This window comes from Halobellus salinus (assembly GCF_014646875.1).
Taxonomy (GTDB): domain Archaea; phylum Halobacteriota; class Halobacteria; order Halobacteriales; family Haloferacaceae; genus Haloquadratum; species Haloquadratum salinum.
On the sequence record NZ_BMOC01000008.1, the window covers coordinates 25,740 to 43,456 of the forward strand.

The 17,717-nt window shown below is 67.6% G+C and carries 20 protein-coding genes and 1 pseudogene; 12 read left to right on the forward strand and 9 right to left on the reverse strand.

The genetic code is table 11. The features are described 5' to 3' along the window. Positions 1–29 precede the first annotated feature (29 nt). The 9 genes from IEX72_RS07725 to IEX72_RS07765 all read left to right on the forward strand — a co-directional run bounded on the left by IEX72_RS07725 (position 30) and on the right by IEX72_RS07765 (position 7,701). A complete protein-coding gene (locus IEX72_RS07725) occupies positions 30–320 on the forward strand; it encodes a 50S ribosomal protein L21e (protein ID WP_188786805.1) in 291 nt (96 codons plus the stop codon). Positions 321–332: 12 nt separating this feature from the next. After that, complete coding sequence (locus tag IEX72_RS07730; RefSeq protein WP_188786806.1) at positions 333–689, forward strand: RNA polymerase Rpb4 family protein; 357 nt, start codon at positions 333–335, stop codon at positions 687–689. Positions 690–1,022: 333 nt separating this feature from the next. After that, positions 1,023–1,634: a DUF655 domain-containing protein gene (locus IEX72_RS07735; RefSeq protein WP_188786807.1), complete on the forward strand. Its 612-nt coding sequence runs from the start codon at positions 1,023–1,025 to the stop codon at positions 1,632–1,634. Positions 1,635–1,698: 64 nt separating this feature from the next. Further along, a complete protein-coding gene (locus IEX72_RS07740) occupies positions 1,699–2,562 on the forward strand; it encodes a 16S ribosomal RNA methyltransferase A (RefSeq protein WP_188786808.1) in 864 nt (287 codons plus the stop codon). A 10-nt stretch (positions 2,563–2,572) separates the two neighbouring features. Further along, positions 2,573–3,721 (forward strand): mechanosensitive ion channel family protein, encoded by a 1,149-nt coding sequence (locus IEX72_RS07745; RefSeq protein WP_229663783.1) that lies wholly within the window; start codon positions 2,573–2,575, stop codon positions 3,719–3,721. After that, positions 3,718–4,365 carry a HemK2/MTQ2 family protein methyltransferase gene (locus tag IEX72_RS07750; RefSeq protein WP_188786809.1) on the forward strand — a complete coding sequence of 216 codons (648 nt, stop codon included), beginning with the start codon at positions 3,718–3,720 and terminating at the stop codon, positions 4,363–4,365. Before IEX72_RS07745 ends, IEX72_RS07750 begins: the two co-directional genes overlap by 4 nt. Positions 4,366–4,420: 55 nt before the next feature. After that, a complete protein-coding gene (locus tag IEX72_RS07755) occupies positions 4,421–5,434 on the forward strand; it encodes a 5-methyltetrahydropteroyltriglutamate--homocysteine methyltransferase (RefSeq protein WP_188786810.1) in 1,014 nt (337 codons plus the stop codon). Continuing rightward, positions 5,434–6,501 carry a methionine synthase gene (locus tag IEX72_RS07760; RefSeq protein ID WP_188786811.1) on the forward strand — a complete coding sequence of 356 codons (1,068 nt, stop codon included), beginning with the start codon at positions 5,434–5,436 and terminating at the stop codon, positions 6,499–6,501. Before IEX72_RS07755 ends, IEX72_RS07760 begins: the two co-directional genes overlap by 1 nt. Positions 6,502–6,510: 9 nt before the next feature. Beyond that, positions 6,511–7,701 (forward strand): hypothetical protein, encoded by a 1,191-nt coding sequence (locus IEX72_RS07765; RefSeq protein WP_188786812.1) that lies wholly within the window; start codon positions 6,511–6,513, stop codon positions 7,699–7,701. 50 nt (positions 7,702–7,751) lie between these two features. Here the strand turns inward: IEX72_RS07765 and ndk are convergent, their stop codons facing one another. From ndk to rpl7ae, 4 genes and pseudogenes are all read right to left on the reverse strand, one after another. Next, on the reverse strand, positions 7,752–8,225 hold the full coding sequence (gene ndk, locus IEX72_RS07770) for a nucleoside-diphosphate kinase (protein ID WP_188786813.1): 474 nt from the start codon (positions 8,223–8,225) through the stop codon (positions 7,752–7,754). A gap of 14 nt (positions 8,226–8,239) precedes the next feature. Then, positions 8,240–8,413: pseudogene (locus IEX72_RS07775) on the reverse strand (50S ribosomal protein L24e); the annotation flags it as partial. 1 nt (position 8,414) lies between these two features. Beyond that, complete coding sequence (locus IEX72_RS07780; RefSeq protein WP_188786815.1) at positions 8,415–8,639, reverse strand: 30S ribosomal protein S28e; 225 nt, start codon at positions 8,637–8,639, stop codon at positions 8,415–8,417. A gap of 6 nt (positions 8,640–8,645) precedes the next feature. Beyond that, a complete protein-coding gene (rpl7ae, locus tag IEX72_RS07785) occupies positions 8,646–9,008 on the reverse strand; it encodes a 50S ribosomal protein L7Ae (protein ID WP_188786816.1) in 363 nt (120 codons plus the stop codon). 285 nt (positions 9,009–9,293) lie between these two features. On the opposite strand from rpl7ae, the gene tmcA reads away from it, so the two are divergent. Then, positions 9,294–11,594 (forward strand): tRNA(Met) cytidine acetyltransferase TmcA, encoded by a 2,301-nt coding sequence (gene tmcA / locus IEX72_RS07790; protein WP_188786817.1) that lies wholly within the window; start codon positions 9,294–9,296, stop codon positions 11,592–11,594. 207 nt (positions 11,595–11,801) lie between these two features. Further along, entirely contained in the window at positions 11,802–12,281 is a 480-nt protein-coding gene (locus tag IEX72_RS07795) for a DUF456 domain-containing protein (RefSeq protein WP_188786818.1), read from the forward strand. 35 nt (positions 12,282–12,316) lie between these two features. Here IEX72_RS07795 and IEX72_RS07800 read toward each other — a convergent pair whose 3' ends face one another. Together IEX72_RS07800 and IEX72_RS07805 are read right to left on the reverse strand one after the other, a co-directional pair. Continuing rightward, the gene (locus IEX72_RS07800; protein ID WP_188786819.1) at positions 12,317–14,014 is read right to left on the reverse strand and encodes a glycoside hydrolase family 13 protein; all 1,698 of its coding nucleotides are present in this window, start codon (positions 14,012–14,014) and stop codon (positions 12,317–12,319) included. A 282-nt stretch (positions 14,015–14,296) separates the two neighbouring features. After that, entirely contained in the window at positions 14,297–14,755 is a 459-nt protein-coding gene (locus IEX72_RS07805) for a universal stress protein (RefSeq protein WP_188786820.1), read from the reverse strand. A 138-nt stretch (positions 14,756–14,893) separates the two neighbouring features. Here IEX72_RS07805 and IEX72_RS07810 point away from each other — a divergent pair, with 138 nt between their 5' ends. Then, positions 14,894–15,385 carry a GNAT family N-acetyltransferase gene (locus IEX72_RS07810; protein ID WP_188786821.1) on the forward strand — a complete coding sequence of 164 codons (492 nt, stop codon included), beginning with the start codon at positions 14,894–14,896 and terminating at the stop codon, positions 15,383–15,385. A 103-nt stretch (positions 15,386–15,488) separates the two neighbouring features. On the opposite strand, the gene IEX72_RS07815 is transcribed toward IEX72_RS07810, so the two are convergent. The 3 genes from IEX72_RS07815 to IEX72_RS07825 all read right to left on the reverse strand — a co-directional run bounded on the left by IEX72_RS07815 (position 15,489) and on the right by IEX72_RS07825 (position 17,633). Then, complete coding sequence (locus IEX72_RS07815) at positions 15,489–16,337, reverse strand: translation initiation factor eIF-2B (RefSeq protein WP_188786822.1); 849 nt, start codon at positions 16,335–16,337, stop codon at positions 15,489–15,491. 175 nt (positions 16,338–16,512) lie between these two features. After that, the gene (locus IEX72_RS07820) at positions 16,513–16,815 is read right to left on the reverse strand and encodes a DUF5822 domain-containing protein (protein ID WP_188786823.1); all 303 of its coding nucleotides are present in this window, start codon (positions 16,813–16,815) and stop codon (positions 16,513–16,515) included. Positions 16,816–16,862: 47 nt separating this feature from the next. After that, the gene (locus IEX72_RS07825; protein ID WP_188786824.1) at positions 16,863–17,633 is read right to left on the reverse strand and encodes an alpha/beta fold hydrolase; all 771 of its coding nucleotides are present in this window, start codon (positions 17,631–17,633) and stop codon (positions 16,863–16,865) included. Between the last annotated feature and the right edge of the window lie 84 nt (positions 17,634–17,717).

Here is a 17,717-nt window from a genome sequence, read left to right on the forward strand (position 1 = left end):
CCGCGTCAGGTGTAAGCCGGGTAACGACTATGCCTAGCTCCAACGGTCCACTCAACGGAACACGACACAAACTCTCGAACGATCCGCGTGACCGGGGCACCTCGCCGCCGCAGCGTGCGATCCAGGAGTTCGACGAGGGGCAGAAGGTGCACCTGACGATCGACCCCAGCGTTCGTGAGGGCCGATTCCACCCCCGGTTCAGCGGCCGGACCGGCGAGGTCACCGGCAAGCAGGGCCGAGCGTTCACCGTCCGGATCGTCGACGGCGGCAAGGAGAAGACGATCATCGCGAATCCGGCTCACCTGCGCGCCCAGGAGTAACTCCCGCCCCCGATGACCATTTTCAAGCGGAAGGAAAGCGAGGAGTATTTGACCGTCGCAGAAGTCAAAGCGTTCCTGGAGGACGTCGAGGCCGAACGCGCCGCCGACGAGGACCGCGAACTCCGGTACGAACTGGCCCGCGCAATCGAACACGTCAACCGCTTTGCCCACCTCGACCCCGAGGAGTCCCGGGAGTTGGTCGAACACCTGCTCGAACTGGAGAAGGTCGATGGGCCAACCGCGATCAAGATCGCCGACCTCCTCCCGCAGAGCCGGGACGAACTCCGCGCGGTCTACGCCCAAGAACGGTACGCGCTTGACGGCGACGAACTTGACGAGGTTCTGAACGTCGTCGCGAAGTACGTGTGACGGCCGGAGTCGTGTTTCGTTAGGCGGGTTTCAGTCCCGAAAGGGGCCTCCGCCGGGACTGGAAGGGGCCGCGCTCTCGGCGAACCCGGACGTTCACGGCGGCTCGCCGCCGGTGACGGAGTGAGCGGCGAAGAGCGTCGTCAGAGAGGGCGAAGCCTTCCTGTGATCACGAACGACGCTGCGCGGCTCTCGAACGACAACGATTCCGGGGAGTTGAGACCGCGGGGGCTTCCGAGGCGCTCACTCTCCTGTTCCCCTCGAGTTGGGTCCGAACCAACCAGTACCGCGGCCAGCGGCCAACTATTTAAATAGAGCCTGGTCGTACGTCGTGGTATGACTACCACCGAGAGCGGAGACACCGACGCCGACACCTCCGGCGCCGACCCCGGAGACGTGCGTCAGGCGGTTGTGTTAGACCACCTCCCGCACGGTCGCGCCGACGACGACCGCCCCCGACACCGGAAGTCGCCGCTGGCGTACGCGCTGGGCGAGCGGGATTTCCGGCTCTTTGAGCTCACGCTCGTTGACGACGCAGGCATCTCGATCGGCGACCGCGTGGTGATCGGTCCGACCGGAGAGCGGGAGGCCGTTGACGGGTTCAAACAGGTCACGCACGAGGACCTCTCGAACACCGCGGTCGGGGAGTTGGAGTACGCGGTTGAGGCGATCGTGGAGGCCGACGAGCAGCGGTTCGTGGCGTTCTACAACGACGCCCAGCCGATCACGCTCCGGCTCCACCAACTGAACCTGCTGCCCGGAATCGGGAAGAAACTCCGTAACAACGTCTTAGACCAGCGAAAGCGCGGCCCCTTCGAGAGTTTCGCGGAGGTCGAAGACCGCGTTTCGGGACTCCACCGGCCGAAAGAAGTGCTCATCGAGCGGATCCTGGAGGAACTCCAGGACGACGACCTGAAATACAAGACCTTCGTGGGCCGGAACGGGTGACACCGAAACACCCCGGTGACGACAAGTCGAGATATTTACACGCGCTCGGCCACAATCGGTCGCAATGACGGACACGACGCCCGATGGGGTCGAGACTCGCGATCCCGACGCCCTCCGTCGGCGGGCGGGCGTGCGGGGGGACCCCGGCCGCGACCAGCATTTCCTGGTCGACAACCGGATCCTCGATCGGCTTCCGGGCTACCTCCCACCCGAGGCCGACACCGCCCACCTGCTGGAGGTCGGCGGCGGGACCGGCGGACTCACCGACCGGCTCCTCCGGACCGGCGATCGGGTGACCGTGATCGAACGGGACCCGGCGCTGGCGGGGTTCCTCGGCGAGGAGTTCAGCGGGGCGGTCGAGGCAGGCCGGCTTGACGTCGTCGACGGCGACGCGGTGGAGGTCGATCTCCCCGAGTTTTCGGCGTGCGTCTCGAATCTTCCCTATGGAATCTCCTCGCCCATCACGTTCCGGCTGTTGCCCCGGTCGCGCCCCCTAGTACTGACCTTCCAGCGGGAGTTCGCCGAGCGGATGGCGGCCGACCCCGGCAGCGGCGACTACGGTCGGCTGTCGGTGACTGCGGGCCACTACGCCGACGTCGAAGTCGTGGAAGTGATCCCGCCGTCGGCGTTCGACCCACAACCCGAGGTCGAGAGCGCGGTCGTCCGCGTCACCCCCCGCGATCCCGACTACGAGGTCGACGACGAGGCGTTCTTCTTCGACTTCGTGAAGGCACTGTTCACACAGCGCCGGAAGACCGTCAGAAACGGCATCCGGAACACGGCCCACATCTCGGGGCTCTCCGATCCCGACGCTGTCGTCGACGCGGTCGCTGCCGAGGATGAGGGCCTACTGCGGGCCCGGCCGGGATCGCTGGCGCCGTCGGAGTTCGCCGCGTTGACCGGTATCGCGGCCGAACACGGCCGGTGAGGTGACGCAGGTGTTCCCCCCGATCGCACTCCAGAGCGTGCTCGCCCGGGTCGGCACCGCGTTGGCGTCGCTGTCGGAACTGATCCCGTCGACGGCCGGTCGGACGGTCGCGACGTTCGGGATCGCGGTCGCGGTGACGGCGATCCTGAGCCGGACCGATCGGTTGCACGCGCTCGAACCCGAGCGACTCCCGAAAACCGGGTGGCATCTCGTCGTGACGCTCGGAACGATGGTGGTCGCCGCGACCGGTGGGCTGGTGATCGTGGCGGTGTGGGGGCTCTCCGACCAGCTGCTGGGCGTGTTCACCACCAACCTCGGGCCGGAGGCGCTGGTTCGGGTCGGGATCTCGGTTCTGTTCCTGATCGGGGCGTACACTATGACCGGGCTGATCAGGCAGTTGGTCGAGGAGATCGCCCAGGCGCGGGGCTCGCTCGGGGAACACGAACGCGAGATCGCATTCCGGGTGGGGCAGGTCACGCTCTACATCGTCTCCGTGCTCTTAATCCTCACGCTGTGGCAGGTGAACATCGGCGGGATCCTGGTCGGGGCGGGGTTTCTGGGCATTGTAGTCGGTATGGCGGCCAGACAGACCCTCGGCGCCCTGCTCGCAGGGTTCGTACTGATGTTCTCCCGGCCGTTCGAGATCGGCGACTGGATCGAGGTCGGGGACAACGAGGGGATCGTGACAGACATCACCATCGTCAACACACGGATCCAGACCTTCGACGGCGAGTACGTGATGATCCCCAACGACGTGGTCTCCGCTCAGAGCCTGATCAACCGCAGCCGGAAGGGTCGGCTCCGGATCGAGGTCGAGGTCGGCGTCGACTACGACGCCGACGCCGAGCGGGCGGCCGAGGTCGCACAGAGCGCGGTGAAGGACCTGGACGACCCCATGACGGTTCCGACACCGCAGGTGGTCCTCAAGCGCTTCGGTGACTCCGCGGTGGTCCTTGGGGTTCGGTATTGGATTGACAACCCTAGCGCGCGCCGACGGTGGCGGTCGAGAACCGCGGTGATGGGCGCGGTCAAGCGCGCCTTCGAGGCCGAGGGTATCAAGATCCCGTTCCCGCAGCGCGAACTGATGGGCCGCGAGGAGGCCGAAGGCGTCGTGCTCGCGGGCGGGGACGGAGACGGCACCGAGGGCAGAGAACAGTGACCGACGGATCGCGGGACGACCTTGCCGCCCGCCGGGGAGTCGAGCGGAAGGTGTACAGCCCCGCGGAGGATTCGGGGTTACTCGCCGACGCCATCGCGGAACGCGGGCGGGGCCGGCTGTTGGAGGTTGGGACCGGGTCGGGGTGGGTGGCGGAGCGGGCCACCGCGGCCGATGCCGTGACCGAGGTCGTCGCGAGCGACCGGAGCCCACACGCCTGCCGGGCGGCGCGGGAGCGGGTGACGACGGGCGGTGGGGCCGGCTCCGGTCCGTCTTTCGGGGTGGTCCGGGCGGATATGGTTGCGCCCTTCGCCGACAGCGTGTTCGACACCGTGGCGTTCAACCCGCCATACCTCCCCACTGATCCCGAAAACGAGTGGGACGACTGGATGGAACGGGCGCTGTCGGGCGGGGAGTCGGGTCGCGAGTTGATCGAACCGTTCGTGGAGTCAGTTGGGCGCATCCTCGCGCCCGATGGCGTTGTGCTGCTGCTCGTGAGTTCGCTCGCGGGGTACGACGCGGTGCTCGAGTACGCGGCCGGGTGTGGGTTCGACACCGACGACCCGGTGGTAGTCGAAGAGTCGTACCCCTTCGAGACGCTCTCGGTGGTAGCGCTGACGCCGTTGTCGGGAAAATCTGATAACTAAGGGGTATATTTTGGTTTAGTAAATATTAAGCAACGGCATTTCTTACGGTTCGACGATGACTGAATTCGTTGGAACGACGCCCGGTCTGTTCCCACTGCCGGACCACGCAAAGTCCGAGCTAGCGGACCTGAAGGGCCACCAGAAGGGCGACCTCATCTCCGGGGACGAACCCGAGTCGATAACGGATGTGTACGACGACGCGCGGTCGACAGTCGTCGCCGAACAACGCGACGCCGGCCTCGACCGCGTCGTTGAGGGGTGCCTGCGGTGGGACGACATGCTCGCTCACCCGCTCGCGGTTCACGACAACGTCGGGACCGGTGGGATCGTTCGATACTACGACAACAACAACTTCTACCGCGACCCCTGTGTCACCGGCGAACTGACGCCGTCCGGTGACGTGCCGTCGGAGGTGGCGGCCGCCGCCGACCTGCTGGACGACACCGACCCGCCGCTGCAGGCGACCCTTCCGGGGCCGTACTCGCTTGCGGATCTCGCGACCGACGAGTTCTACGGCGACGACCGGGAGTTCCTCGCTGCGGTCGCGTCGTTTCTCGCCGCCGAGGTCGAGGCGTTCCCCGCCCACGGGACGCTGTTCCTGCTCGATCCGTCGCTCGTTGCGACCCCGCCCGACGACGACCTCGCGGCGGCCGTTCCCGAGGCGATCGACACCGTCGCGGGCGCGACCGACGCCGACGTGGTCGTCTACACCTACTTCGGCGCGCTCGACGAGAAGACCTACGCCCACCTGCTGGACGCCGACATCGACGCCGTGGGGCTCGACCTCGTGGATGCGGACAGGGAGACGACGGTCTACAACGCCGTCGAGTACGGGATCACTGACGACGTCGCGCTCGGCGTCGCCGACGGCCAGAACACGCTGGTCGAGTCCCCGGAGACCCTCCGGGAGCGCGCGGCGTGGTTCACGGACCAGGTCCCCGCAACCGACTTCGAGCGGGTGTATCTGAGTACGAACACCGAGCCGTTCTACCTGCCTGTGAACAAACACCGGGCGAAACTCGACGCCGTGGGAGCCGCGGCCGACCTCGAGCGGGAGGTGCACGCCTGATGGCCCGGAACGCCGACAACCGCGCGCAGTTCCGGCCCGACGGTCACGACGCCGACCATTTCCTGCTGACGACCGTCGTGGGGAGCTACCCCAAGCCCAAGTGGCTCAACCGCGCCACGGATCTCGCCGAGGACCCCGACTCGAAGTTCGATAACGGCGACCTCAAGGAGGCCCACAACGACGCCGCACAGCTGATCACGGAGGAACACGAACGGGCCGGGCTGGACACCGTCGTCGACGGCGAGATGCGCCGCGAGGAGATGGTGGAGTATTTCGCCCACCGCATCCCGGGTTACGAGTTCAACGGCCCCGTGAAGGTGTGGGGCCACAACTACTTCGACAAGCCCTCCGTGGTTTCTGAGGTCTCCTACGACGAGCCGTGGCTGGTCGACGAGTTCGAGTTCACCGCGAACGTTGCCACCAAACCGGTGAAGGTGCCGATCACGGGACCGTACACCTTGGCACGGTGGTCGTTCAACGAGGCGTACGACGACGAGGAGACGCTTGCGTACGACCTCGCGGACCTGGTGAACCAAGAGATCGGGAAACTCGTCGACGCGGGCGCGCGGTACATCCAGATCGACGAGCCCGCGCTGGCGACCACGCCCGACGACCACGCCATCGTCGGCGAATCCCTCGAACGGATCGTCGACGGGGTCGACGACGACGTCCGGATCGGGCTCCACGTCTGTTACGGCGACTACTCCAGGATCTACCCCGAGATCAACGACTTCCCGATCGACGAGTTCGACGTGGAACTGTGCAACGACGGCTACGAGCAGATCGAGGTCTTCCAGGATCCCGATTTCGAACCGGACCTCGGGCTCGGCGTCGTCGACGTCCACGACGCAGCGGTCGAGACCGTCGAGGAGATCAAGCGCAACATCCGCCAGGGGCTGAAGGTCGTCCCGCCGGAGAAACTCACCGTCTCGCCGGACTGCGGCGTGAAACTCCTGCCACGGGAGGTGGCCTACCAGAAGACCGAAAACATGGTCCAGGCGGCCCGCGAGGTCGAGGCGGAACTCGACGCGGGCGAACTCGACGTCGCCGCCGCGACCCGACCGTAGTCCGGTCCGATGGCCGACAACCGCAACGGTGCCCCGAACTGGGGGCTCGTCGGCGTCGGAGCTGACGGCGCGGAGATGGCCTCTCAGGTCGTGACCGACGCGACCCACGACGTGTTCGACGACCGCATCGCGTTGCTCGGGAGGGCCGTCGCCGACGTCCGGGCGTACGCGGAGCAGATCGGAGTGATCGGGACGGCAAGCCTCGGGGAAGCAGCCGCCGACACCGACCGCATCGTGACGTTCGACCTCCCGTTCGGCATGCAGTTCGATCTCTCCGGCGTCGTCCCGGAAGAGCGACAGTTCTGTGCGAACACCGAACGGGTCGTCGAATCGCTGCGGAGCGTACTCGACGGTGCCGACGCGATCGCCTACCTCACCGTACCCGGCGGCAAGGCGAGTTGGGTCGTGCCGGCGCTCGTGGAGCGGATCGGCGCTACTGCGAACGGACACCCCCCGGACGCCCCCGCCAGAGGGGGTCGGCCGCAACAGTTCGTCGTCGCGACGCTGCCGTCCGAGACTGACCCGATACAGACCCGTTTCGACGCGTGCTACACGCTCTTCGGGCTGTTGGGGCCCGATGAGCGACGGTCCGCGGCAACGACGTTTCTCGTGTCGAAGCCGACCCTACAGGAGCAATTCCTATTGGAGCCGGTGGACAGTACCCCGGGCGCCGGGTCGACGGGACTGCCCCACGGTCCCATCGCTACCGCGGTGAATCAGTTCATCGCTGCGGGCCGTCGGTCCGATCGCAGCCCGCACGGGACGTTCGGCATTGCCCGCGACCGCCCACTCGGTCTCGATCTGACCGTCGCAATCGAGGCGGCGGCCGACGCGACGTTCGTCCCGGTGGATGTGTCGACGGTCGAGTCGGTTTCGCTGATCGTCGGCGCTCCCGAAGAGCGGATCCGGTCGGACGCGATCACCGCCGTCGGCGTCGCGGACGCGTTCGGGTCGTGGGCCACGGAGCGGGGGATCTCGGACCGAACGCGCGGCTCAACGCTCGTCTCGCGGCCGGGGGACGGCCAGACGTTCGACGTCCTCTTCGTCCCGACGGGATTCGACCTCGGACCGGTGCTCGATCCGCTCGAGGACGCATACGAACAGGGCAAAGCGGTGCTCGAACGAGCCGAATCCTCCCGTGACCTCGCCCGCGCGGAGCGGCTGGAACGGCGAGTACGGGGCGACGACACCAACGACTGATCGCTCTCGGTGTGAGCGTCGTCAACGACAGAATCGAAGCGGAGCGACGGTCAGTGGTCTTCGTAGAGCCAGGCCGCGTCGATCCGCTCGTAGTCGAGCAACTCCTCATCGTCGAAGAAGAGGTCGATCTCGCGCTCGTTGGCGCCCTCGTCCTCGTGGTCGGAGGCGTGGATGACGTTGCGGCCGAGATCCAGCCCGAAATCGCCGCGGATCGTGCCGGGGGCCGACTCCGCGGGGTCGGTCTCGCCGACCATCGAGCGGACCTGGCGGGTTGCGTCCGCGCCCGCCCAAACCATCGCGAAGACCGGGCCCGAACTAATGAACTCGACGAGGTCGTCGAAGAACGGTTTGTCCTCGTGTTCGCCGTAGTGGTCGTGGGCGAGGTTGTCGTCGATCTGCATAAACTTCCCGCCGACGAGCTTCAGCCCGCGCTCCTCGAACCGGGAGACGATGTCGCCGACGAGGCCGCGCTGGACGCCGTCGGGCTTGACCATCACGAAGGTGCGTTCGTCGTGATGACTCATTCCGAGTCCCCGTCGGCGCCGCCGGACTGCGTCCACTCCAGATCTCGGGGCTCACGCCCCAGCTGGTAGTTTTTCTCGGCTTTCGAGTCTTTGAAGTGGAGAACCGTTCCGTCGTTTTTCACGAGCATCGTCCCCGTGCCGGGCTCGATCTCCTCGCCGGTGAAATCGCAGGTTCGTGTTTCGACCATGCTATCGGCCTCCGATGGAGTCGGCGTCGCGCTGGGTCTCCCGGAGCTGGAGGATGTCGCCCTGCCGGACCGGTCCCAGGACGTTCCGTGTGATGATCCGGCCCTGGTCCGAGCCCTCGCGGATGCGACACTTGACCTGCATCGCTTCGCCGTGCATCCCCGTCTTGCCAACGACCTCGATGACCTCGGCGGACGTGGAGTCGCTGGCGGTCTCTTCTGCGCTCATCGTGGCTTACCGGAGTTCCTCAACCTTGCCGGCGATGTCCTCGACGTCCCCTTCGGCGTCGCCGGCGTCAACGATGGCAGCGGCGGCCGAGCCGACTTCGAGGCCCGCGGCGCGGCCGACCTCGTCTTGGGTCTCGATGAAGACGTACGCGATGCCCTTCTCGTCTGCGAGTTCGGGGAGATGCATCACGATCTCTTCGGGGGAGACATCTTCCGCGATCAAGACGAGTTCGGCGGTGCCGCGCTCGACGGCTTTGGTTGTCTCGTTGGTTCCTTTCTTTACTGTACCCGTGTCTCGGGCGACCTCAAGCGCCTCGAGGGCGTCCTCTGCGAGGTCGGCCGGAACGTCGAATTCTACGTAGACTGACATTGGTGTTCACCTCTCCTGCTCGCGGGCTCGACTGCCCCGCCGGAACCGCGGCGCGTCCCTATCGGCGAGGAGCATCATCAACCCCGGGCAGGCTGTAGACAGGATTTGCTCGGGACGGCATAAAAGCGCTTTCAATGGCGGTCTGGCGTGGGACGCCGACACACGGGAGCACCAGGCAGCAACGGCCACGTTCCCGGCGTCGCGAGAGAGGCAGCAACGGCCACGTTCCCGGCGTCGCGAGGCCCGAGCGCAACCCCCTTACCCCGTGCGGTCGACGGGAGTGGTATGAACGTCGCCGGGCTGGCCGGAGCCCTTCGGACGGCGGCCGAACGGGCCGACCATCGGCGGGTGCTCGTGCTCGCTGGGGATCGGGACGCCGGCATCGACGCCGCGTTCGACGCCGTCGAGGGCGCGGGCGTGTCCGGCGATGACGTCACGGTCGTCACGACCCGCGAGGGGTTCCGGTTCGAGCGGGTCCCGCCGCAGCGTGCCGACCGGCTGCTCGGGACGACCCGGGAGGTCGTCGTCTGCGACGCCCACGAGGGCTTTTCGCCGAACGTGGTCGGTCAGTTGGTGGGCGTCGTCGACGGCGGGGGGCTGTTCGTGCTGCTGACGCCCCCGCTCGAGGCGTGGCCCGACCGTGTGGGATCGTTCGACGACTCGCTGGCTGTCCCGCCGTTCGGCGTCGGCGACGTCGGTGGCCGGTTCCGGGAACGGCTGGTGGACACCCTCCGGACGCATCCTGGTGTCGCTGTCGTCGATGTCGACGCCGGAGAGATCGAACGCCGGGGCGAGGTCGAGAGGTCGCCGCCGGTCCGGGCGTCGACGACGACGCCCAAAGCAGCGGTGCGGCGGTTCCCGACCGCGGCGTACGAGGCGTGCGTGACCGCAGATCAGTCGCGGGCGCTCCACGCACTGGAGTCGCTGGACGCCGCGGACGGGACCGCTCCGGCCGCAGTCGTCGTTGAGGCGGACCGCGGACGGGGGAAATCGAGCGCTGCGGGGTTGGCCGCGGGATCGCTCGCGGCTGCGGGTCGCGATGTCCTGGTCACCGCGCCGGCGCGCCGGAGCGCGGCGGAGGTCTTCGACCGGGCAGCGGCGGTGCTGTCGGAACTGTGCCAGCTCGACCACCGGAGCGAGGGGGCGATCGCGACCGACGCCGGCGGCCGGATTCGGTTCCGGGAGCCGGGAGCGGCCACGAGGCTGCCCGGAGGCCCGGACGTCGTACTGGTCGACGAGGCCGCGGCGCTCTCGGTCCGCCGGCTCTCGTCGTTTCTGGCCGCCGACGCGGTCGGGTTCTTCACCACAGTCCGCGGCTACGAGGGTTCGGGGCGGGGGTTTTCGGTCCGGTTCAGGGATCAATTGGCCGACGCCGACCACGACCTGACGGGCATATCGCTGTCGGAGCCGGTCAGGTACGCGCCGGGAGACCCGGTGGAATCGTGGGCGTTCCGCGCGCTGCTTCTGGACGCACGGCCCCCGGTCACCCCGCTTGTCGCCGACCCGTCGCCGTCGTCGGTCACCTACGAGGCGCCGTCGGCAGCCGACCTCGCGGCCGACGAGCATCGCCTCCGGGAGGTGTTCGGGCTCTTGGTGATGGCTCACTACCGAACCGAGCCGGACGACCTAGCGCGGGTGCTCGACGCGCCGAACCTCCGGGTCCGGACGCTGGAGCACGGCGGTCACGCCGTGAGCGTCGCGCTGCTCGCCCGCGAGGGTGGGCTCGATAGCGACACCAGAGAGTCGATGTACGAGGGCGATCGGGTCCGCGGGAACATGCTCCCCGACGTGCTCACGAGCCAACTCCGCGACGAGGCCGCGGGTGCGCCGGTTGGGTGTCGAGTCGTCCGGATCGCCACCCACCACGCCGCACGGTCGCGGGGGCTGGGGTCGGAGCTGCTCGCCCGGATTCGCGGAGAGTTCGACGGTGACACCGACTACCTCGGGGTCGGGTACGGCGCGACCCCGGAGCTCGTGGACTTCTGGGCGGCGAACGGCTACCGGACGGTCCACCTCTCGACCACCAGAAACGACGCGAGCGGGGAGTACTCAGCGCTGATGATCGACCCGCTCTCCGAGGCGGGCGAGTGTCTCGCGCGGCGCCACGCCCGGTGGGTCCGGCGCCGACTCCCCGGCCAGCTCCCGGATCAGCTCCGCGACGCCGACCCCGACGTGGTCCGTGGGGTGCTGTCGGCGTGCGACGCGGGTGATCCCCCCAACCTCACCGACCGGGAGTGGCGGGTCGTCGTGGGTGTCGCCGCCGGTCCCGGGCAGTACGCCACCGCGCCGGCACCGTTCCGTCGGCTCGCGGTCGCGGCATTGACACGGACGCCCGCCGGTGACGGGGGCAACGACAGTAGTAGCGCCGGGCCGCCCGAGGACGTGCTGACGCCGCGTGCGGAGCGGCTGCTGGTGCGGAAGGTGCTCCAGGGCCACCCCGCCGACGAGGTGGCCGCGGAACTCGACTACGCCTCCGAGCGCACCTGCCTCCGGGCGTTGGGGTCGGCGTACGACGCGCTCGTCGACCGCTACGGCGGTGACCTCGGCGTGGTGACGCGGGAGCGCGACCGGTTCGAGGGTGAGTAACGCCTGGTGCCCGGCGACCGAGGCGCTGTCGGCGGCCACACGGAGGTTTATACGCGAATCCGCGACCACTGCCCCTGTGACGTAGCTCCCGTCCCGCATCGTCTCGCGGGTGTCCGGCACGCCGGTGCGGGGGTCGAAGTGCCGGCTGTTCGCTATGTCGTCCCACGATCCCGGCGGGTTCTTCGGGGTCGGGGCCCACGGTCCGGTATGGAACCCCTCGTCTGGGTCGGACTCGCGCTGGTCGCCGCGGGGGTCGTCGGGTCGGTCCTGCCGCTGGTGCCCGGCGGGCTGCTCTCCGTGGCCGGCGTCCTCATCTACTGGTGGTCGATGGGGTACGCCGAGCCGTCGGTACTCCTCGTCGCGACGCTCGTGGCTGTGGGATTGGTGGCGACGCTCGTCGACTACGCTGGCGGCGCGATCGCCGCCCGGGCCGGGGGTGCCTCGCTTCTGACGACCGCCGTGGCGGTCCTCGTGGGGCTCGTTCTGCTACTGGTCGCCGGCCCGGTCGGCTTCCTGGTCGGACTCGCCGCGACCGTGTTCGTTGTCGAGTTCGCCCAGCACGCCGACGCCGAGGCAGGGCTTCGGGTCGCGCTGTACGCCACGGTCGGGGTGTTGGCGTCGACCGTCGTCCAGGTGCTCATGACCGGGTCGATCCTGGTCGTGGTCGTCATCGTCGCGGTTGTGTGAACCGAGCTCCGTAACGAGTTCTCGGTCGTCTTCGGCTACGGCGACTCCGACGGACCCGATCCCCGGGGCTCGGTCTCGTACAACCGCGCCTCGTAAGGCCGGAGGTCGACCGCCCCGTCGGGCGACTCCGGCACGTCCTCGTGGTTTCCTAAGAGCAGCGACGCCGACCCGTCGAGGGGGCCGAGGTCGATGGCCCGGTCGTCGGCCGAGAAGTTGATCACGACGACGACCCGCCGGTTATCGCCGGTCCGGGTGTAGACGAACAGCTGCTCGTCGTCGGGGTAGTGGAGGTTGTAGCGCCCCGAGACCAGCGGCGGCGTCGACGCGCGGAGTTCGATCAGCCGGCGATAGTAGGCGAGTACCGACGGCGACTCCGACCGCTCGCGGGCGACGTTGACCTCGGGGTAGTCGTCGTTGACCGGGAGCCACGGGTCGCCGTCAGTGAACCCGGCGTTGGGCGAGTCGTCCCACTGGACGGGCGTCCGGGCGTTGTCGCGGGAGCGGTACTCCACGACGTGGCGGATGGCGTCGTAGTCCTTGACCACGCCACCGTCGATGAGTTCCCGCACGTTCCGGACCGAGTCGACGTCCGCGACATCGTCGAGGGACGCGAAGGTGCTGTTTGTCATCCCGATCTCCTGGCCCTGGTAGACGAACGGCGTCCCCCGGAGGGTCAGGATGATCGTCGCAAGCGCGGTGGCGGACTCGTACCGATACCGCTCGTCGTCGCCGAACCGGGAGACGCTCCGGGGCTGGTCGTGGTTCTCGAAGAAGAGTGTGGTCCACCACTCCTCGTCGAGGCCCCGTTGCCACCGGTCGAGGATGGACTTCAGCTCCGGGAGGCGCCACTCGCCGATATCCCACCGTCCCCGGTCGCCGAAGTCGAGTTCCACATGCTCGAAGGGAAACACCAGGTCGAGCGGGCCGTCGCCGGTGTACTCGCTCGCGGTTTCGAGGTCGAGCTGGGGCATCTCTCCGACCGAGACGGTGTCGGTGCCCGCGAACACCTCGTCGTGCATCTCCCCGAGGTACTCGAAGATCCGGGGGCCGTCAACGAAATGCTCGCTCCCGACCCACTCCCCACTCGGATCGCCGTCCGGGAGCCCCTCGGCCTTCGAGAGGAGGTTGACGACGTCGAGCCGGTAGCCGTCGACACCCTTCTCCAGCCACCAGTTCATCACGTCGTAGATCTCTTCTCGGACCCGGGGGTTCCGCCAGTTGAGGTCCGGCTGGTTCGTATCGAAGAGGTGGAGGTACCACGCCCCCCGCTCGTCGTCGTACTCCCACGCGGAGCCGCCGAATGCCGACTCCCAGTTGTTCGGGGGGGCCTCGGGATCGCCCTCGCGCCAGACGTAGTAGTCGCCGTGCTCCCCCTCGGGGGTCGAACGGGACTGCCGGAACCACTCGTGTTCCGAGGAGGTGTGGTTCGCCACCATATCCATCACCAGCCGGATGTCGCGGTCGTGGAGCCCCTCCAGCAGGCGCTCCCAGTCGGCCGTCGTCCCGAACCCCGAGTGGATCGCCCGGTAGTCGCTGACGTCGTACCCGTTGTCGTGCTGCGGCGACTCGTAGACCGGACTGAGCCAGACAGCGTCGATCCCGAGATCGTCGAGGTGGTCCAGTCGCTCGATGATCCCGGGAATATCGCCGACTCCGTCGCCGTCGGAGTCGTTGAAGCTCCGCGGGTAGATCTGATACACGACCGCGTTCTTCCACCAGGGGAGTTCGCTCATGGTTGTGTCCTGAACCGGGAGTGTGAGGCGGCGCCGCCGGGGGTCGACCGCTGACGGCCAGGAGTGAAGCGTGGTTCGAACCACAGTCGGTCGCGGCGACGAAACGCCGGCTGCGACCGGAGAAGTTCGACACCGAGCCCGGTTCGTTACTCCGAGCGTACCAGCCATCTCGTATTAATTGTTGTGAGAAGCACTCCAGGGAGAGTACACTCTCTTCGGGGAGAGAGTGTGGCAGTCACGCCAGCAGCTGTCAAAAAACGGGGGCGTCGGTCGAACCCCGCTCTACGCGGCGCGGACGAACGTCACCGGGCAGGAGGATTCGAGCATAACTTCCTGGGCGGTCGACCCGAAAAGCGCCTTGCCGGCGGGCGACCGGCCACGGCCGCCGAGGACGACCATATCCGCGTCAACCTCGTCGGCGAGTTCGGCCAGTCGCCGGCCCTGGGACGCGCCGTTGCTGAGCCGGCCGGAGGTTGTGACCTCAACGTCGGAGGTGGCGAGCGTCTCACCGAGGTCACGGACGGCGGCCTTCCGCTCGGCGATGACACTCGGGGTCACCTCGCTGTCGTCGGTGAAGTTCAGCCGATTGCGTGCGTTCTCGTACTCCTCGTCGTCGAACACGTGCGCCAGGACGATTTTCGCGTTCGATGGGTCGGCGATGTCCGCGGCCGTGGCTGCGAGTCGATCCGCTACGTCTTCGTCCCCGCTTTCGGCGGCGAGAACGATCGTTTCTAAGCTCATACACGAACGGAAGAGCCGATCAGGCTTAACTCTTCCGTAAATTTACTCTATCTGTAGTAATTATTTATCGGACGGGGAAGCAACACACCGGGTTGTGACGACGGTGGAATTATATCTATCCTGATCATACACCGCCGCGTGAGCGTCAACGTTGAGACACGGGTGGATGATCTCGGATCCACGGAGCACGCGTCGGACGCGTGGGACCTGAAAGAACGGATCCGGGAGAGAGAGGAGGTACTCAAGCAGCGCCGGTCGTTTTTTATCGACGCCTACCGCCGGGCACGGGACCACCTCCTCTTCGTGGAGGATGACCTCGTGGGGTTCGCGTCGGTCCGCCGCGACGGCTACATCCTCTTTCTCGGCGTTGCGCCCGAACACCGCAGCGAGGGCCACGGCAAGCGCCTCGTCGCCGCCGCGCTTCAGGATCACGACTCGGTCTCGTGTCACGCCCGCGCGACCAACGAGTCGGCGCTGTCGTTCTACGAACACCTCGGGTTCGACGTCGAGCGGCGGATCACCGGCTACTACGAGGACGGTGGGGACGCCTACTACCTCCGCTTGGGCGATGGGTCGTCGCTCCGCGGACGGTTCGCCGACTTTTTCCGCCGATCGGTGGTCGGCGAGTGACGCCTCGCGTGTCGGACGCTGACGACCCGGCGACGGACGCGCTGGCGGATTCAACTACCGGTTCGCCTCCGCGGTCCGGCACGCCGGCGGACTAACCGATCGCTCAGACGCTCTGGACGCCGTTGTCGGTGATCACCTCGTCCGCTAGTTCCACAGGGGTCGCGTCGTAGGCGGGGTTCTCGATGACGACATCCTCAATCGGCTCCAGCGAGATCTCCCCCGGCGGCCGGATCTCGTTTTCGAAGACGAACCCGCTGTCGACGATCTTCGCCGCTGACCCCACCACCGTCACCGGGACGTCGAGGTGGGCCGCGGTAGCGACAATCGGGTACGTCCCCACGCGGTTGTAGAGGGTATCGTCGACGATGCAGTCCATCCCGATCACGACCCGGTCGCACTCGGCGAGGAACGATCCGGCCGCACCGTCAACCAGCAGGTGCGGTTCGACGCCATCGATCCCGGCGAGTTGGCGCGCACACTTCCGACCGAGGTACCGCGGCCGGGCTTCGGTCACGTACGCCGTGAGGTCGGCGCCGTCGTCGACCGCCCCCTCAACCGCCTCCAACACTGTCGAGGAGAAGTCGTGCGTGAGGAAGGCGTCGCCGTCCTCGAACGTCGGGGCGGCGCGTCTGGCCGCGCGAGATTTGCCCTGGCGGACGTCCTCGACGACACGATCTGTGACCTCCTCGAGCAGCGCCTTCGATTCCTCGGCGGTGTCTTTCCGGTCGATGACGTTGACAAGAACGGTCTGCATGGCGTTGAACAGCGACGCGTGGGAGGGGTTCGCCCGCTTCAACGCGCTGGCGTTGCGCTCGAGGTCGCGCTCGAACTCCTCGACGGTGGCGTGATCGCGGTCGAGCAGTTCCGAGAGCGCCCGCGTCGCCTTGACCGCGACGACCGAGGAACTGTGTGTCTGCATCTCCTGGATCTCCGCGATCGTCTCGTCGATCATACCGGAGAGTCGGCGACTCGGGGCAAAGTCCTTCCGGCAATACGGGTACGGCCCGGTTATCGCGGGTGCTCCCGAACCCATCGGAGTGCTGACTCCGGAAGTCCCGTCCGACTGCGGATGTCAGATCGGCAATCGCGCACGCAACGGTCGCCAGCCGTCCTCGGTCGCCGCCGATTCACTCCTCCGCGGACGCGTCGGATCCACCGTCGGCTTCTTTTGAGACCGCGTCGGGGTCCTCGCCGCCATCGCCGGCGTCGATCCATCGGGCGTAGACGAACACCCCGATCGCGACCAGGAACCAGACCACGGCGCCCACCCGAATCGCGAACTCCACGCGAGCGCCCCAGGTCGGGAGGGTCCGCGGGACCGAAAGCAGGGCGACAATCGGTGCGCCCACGACGATCGTGAGCACGAACGTGGTCTGCATCACCCACCCGTAGTCGACCCCATCGGGGTCAGACGTCTCGACCGGTTGCACGCCTCGGCCTTCGTCGGACAGCACAAATCGGTGCCGGTCGGCGTGCGTCAGGCGCGCGAGAGAAACCCGGAGAGTTCGCGGTTGAACGCCGCGGGCACCTCCAGCATCGCGAGGTGGGCGGCGCCGTCGACCGCGGTCACCTCGCACTCGGAGAGCTCTTCACATAACTCCTCGTGGTAGTATGGCGGCGTGAGCCGGTCGTATGCGCCGACAAGCGCAAGCACCGGGACGTCAACACCGGAGAGTTGCCCCCTGAGGTCGACCCCGTGGGCGGTCTGGAGGTCGCGATCGAGGACGGCTGACCCCGTCTGCCGGAGCGCCGCGCGCGAAACGTTGAGGGTCTCCTTGTCGGCGTCGTGGAAGAGGTGGTCGGGTCTGTGGAGGAACTCAACGGCCCGCGGGAAGTCCGCAGAGACCCACTCCAGGAGGTCTTCCGGGACGGGGAGTCGGGGACCCACGCCGGCCAACACCGCGCCCGAGACGTCGAGGTCGCGCTCAACAAGCGCCGTGAGGGCGACCGCACCGCCCAGGGAGTTCCCGAGCAGGACGTCCCCGCCGGCGGCCTCAGCGACCGCCACGACGTCGTCAACGTACGCCGACAGCGTCTCGTACCCCGGCTCGGCCGAGACGTCATCGCTCTCGCCGTGCCCGCTCAGATCGAGCGCAACGACCGGGTGGTCGGTCGCCACCGCCGACTGGGCGGTCCAGATGCGGTGGGAGCCGCCGCTGCCGTGGACCGCAAGCAACCTGTGTCCGTCGCCCCCGCGGTCGAACGTCCGGTAGGCCGTGGTCCGGCCGTGGTGTGTGACAGTTTGCATACCGGTTCTTCGGGGAGTGGCCGCATAAACCCCGATACCCTCCCCGGGAGGTCGTGTGTCGGTACGCGATTGCCGGCCGGAAAC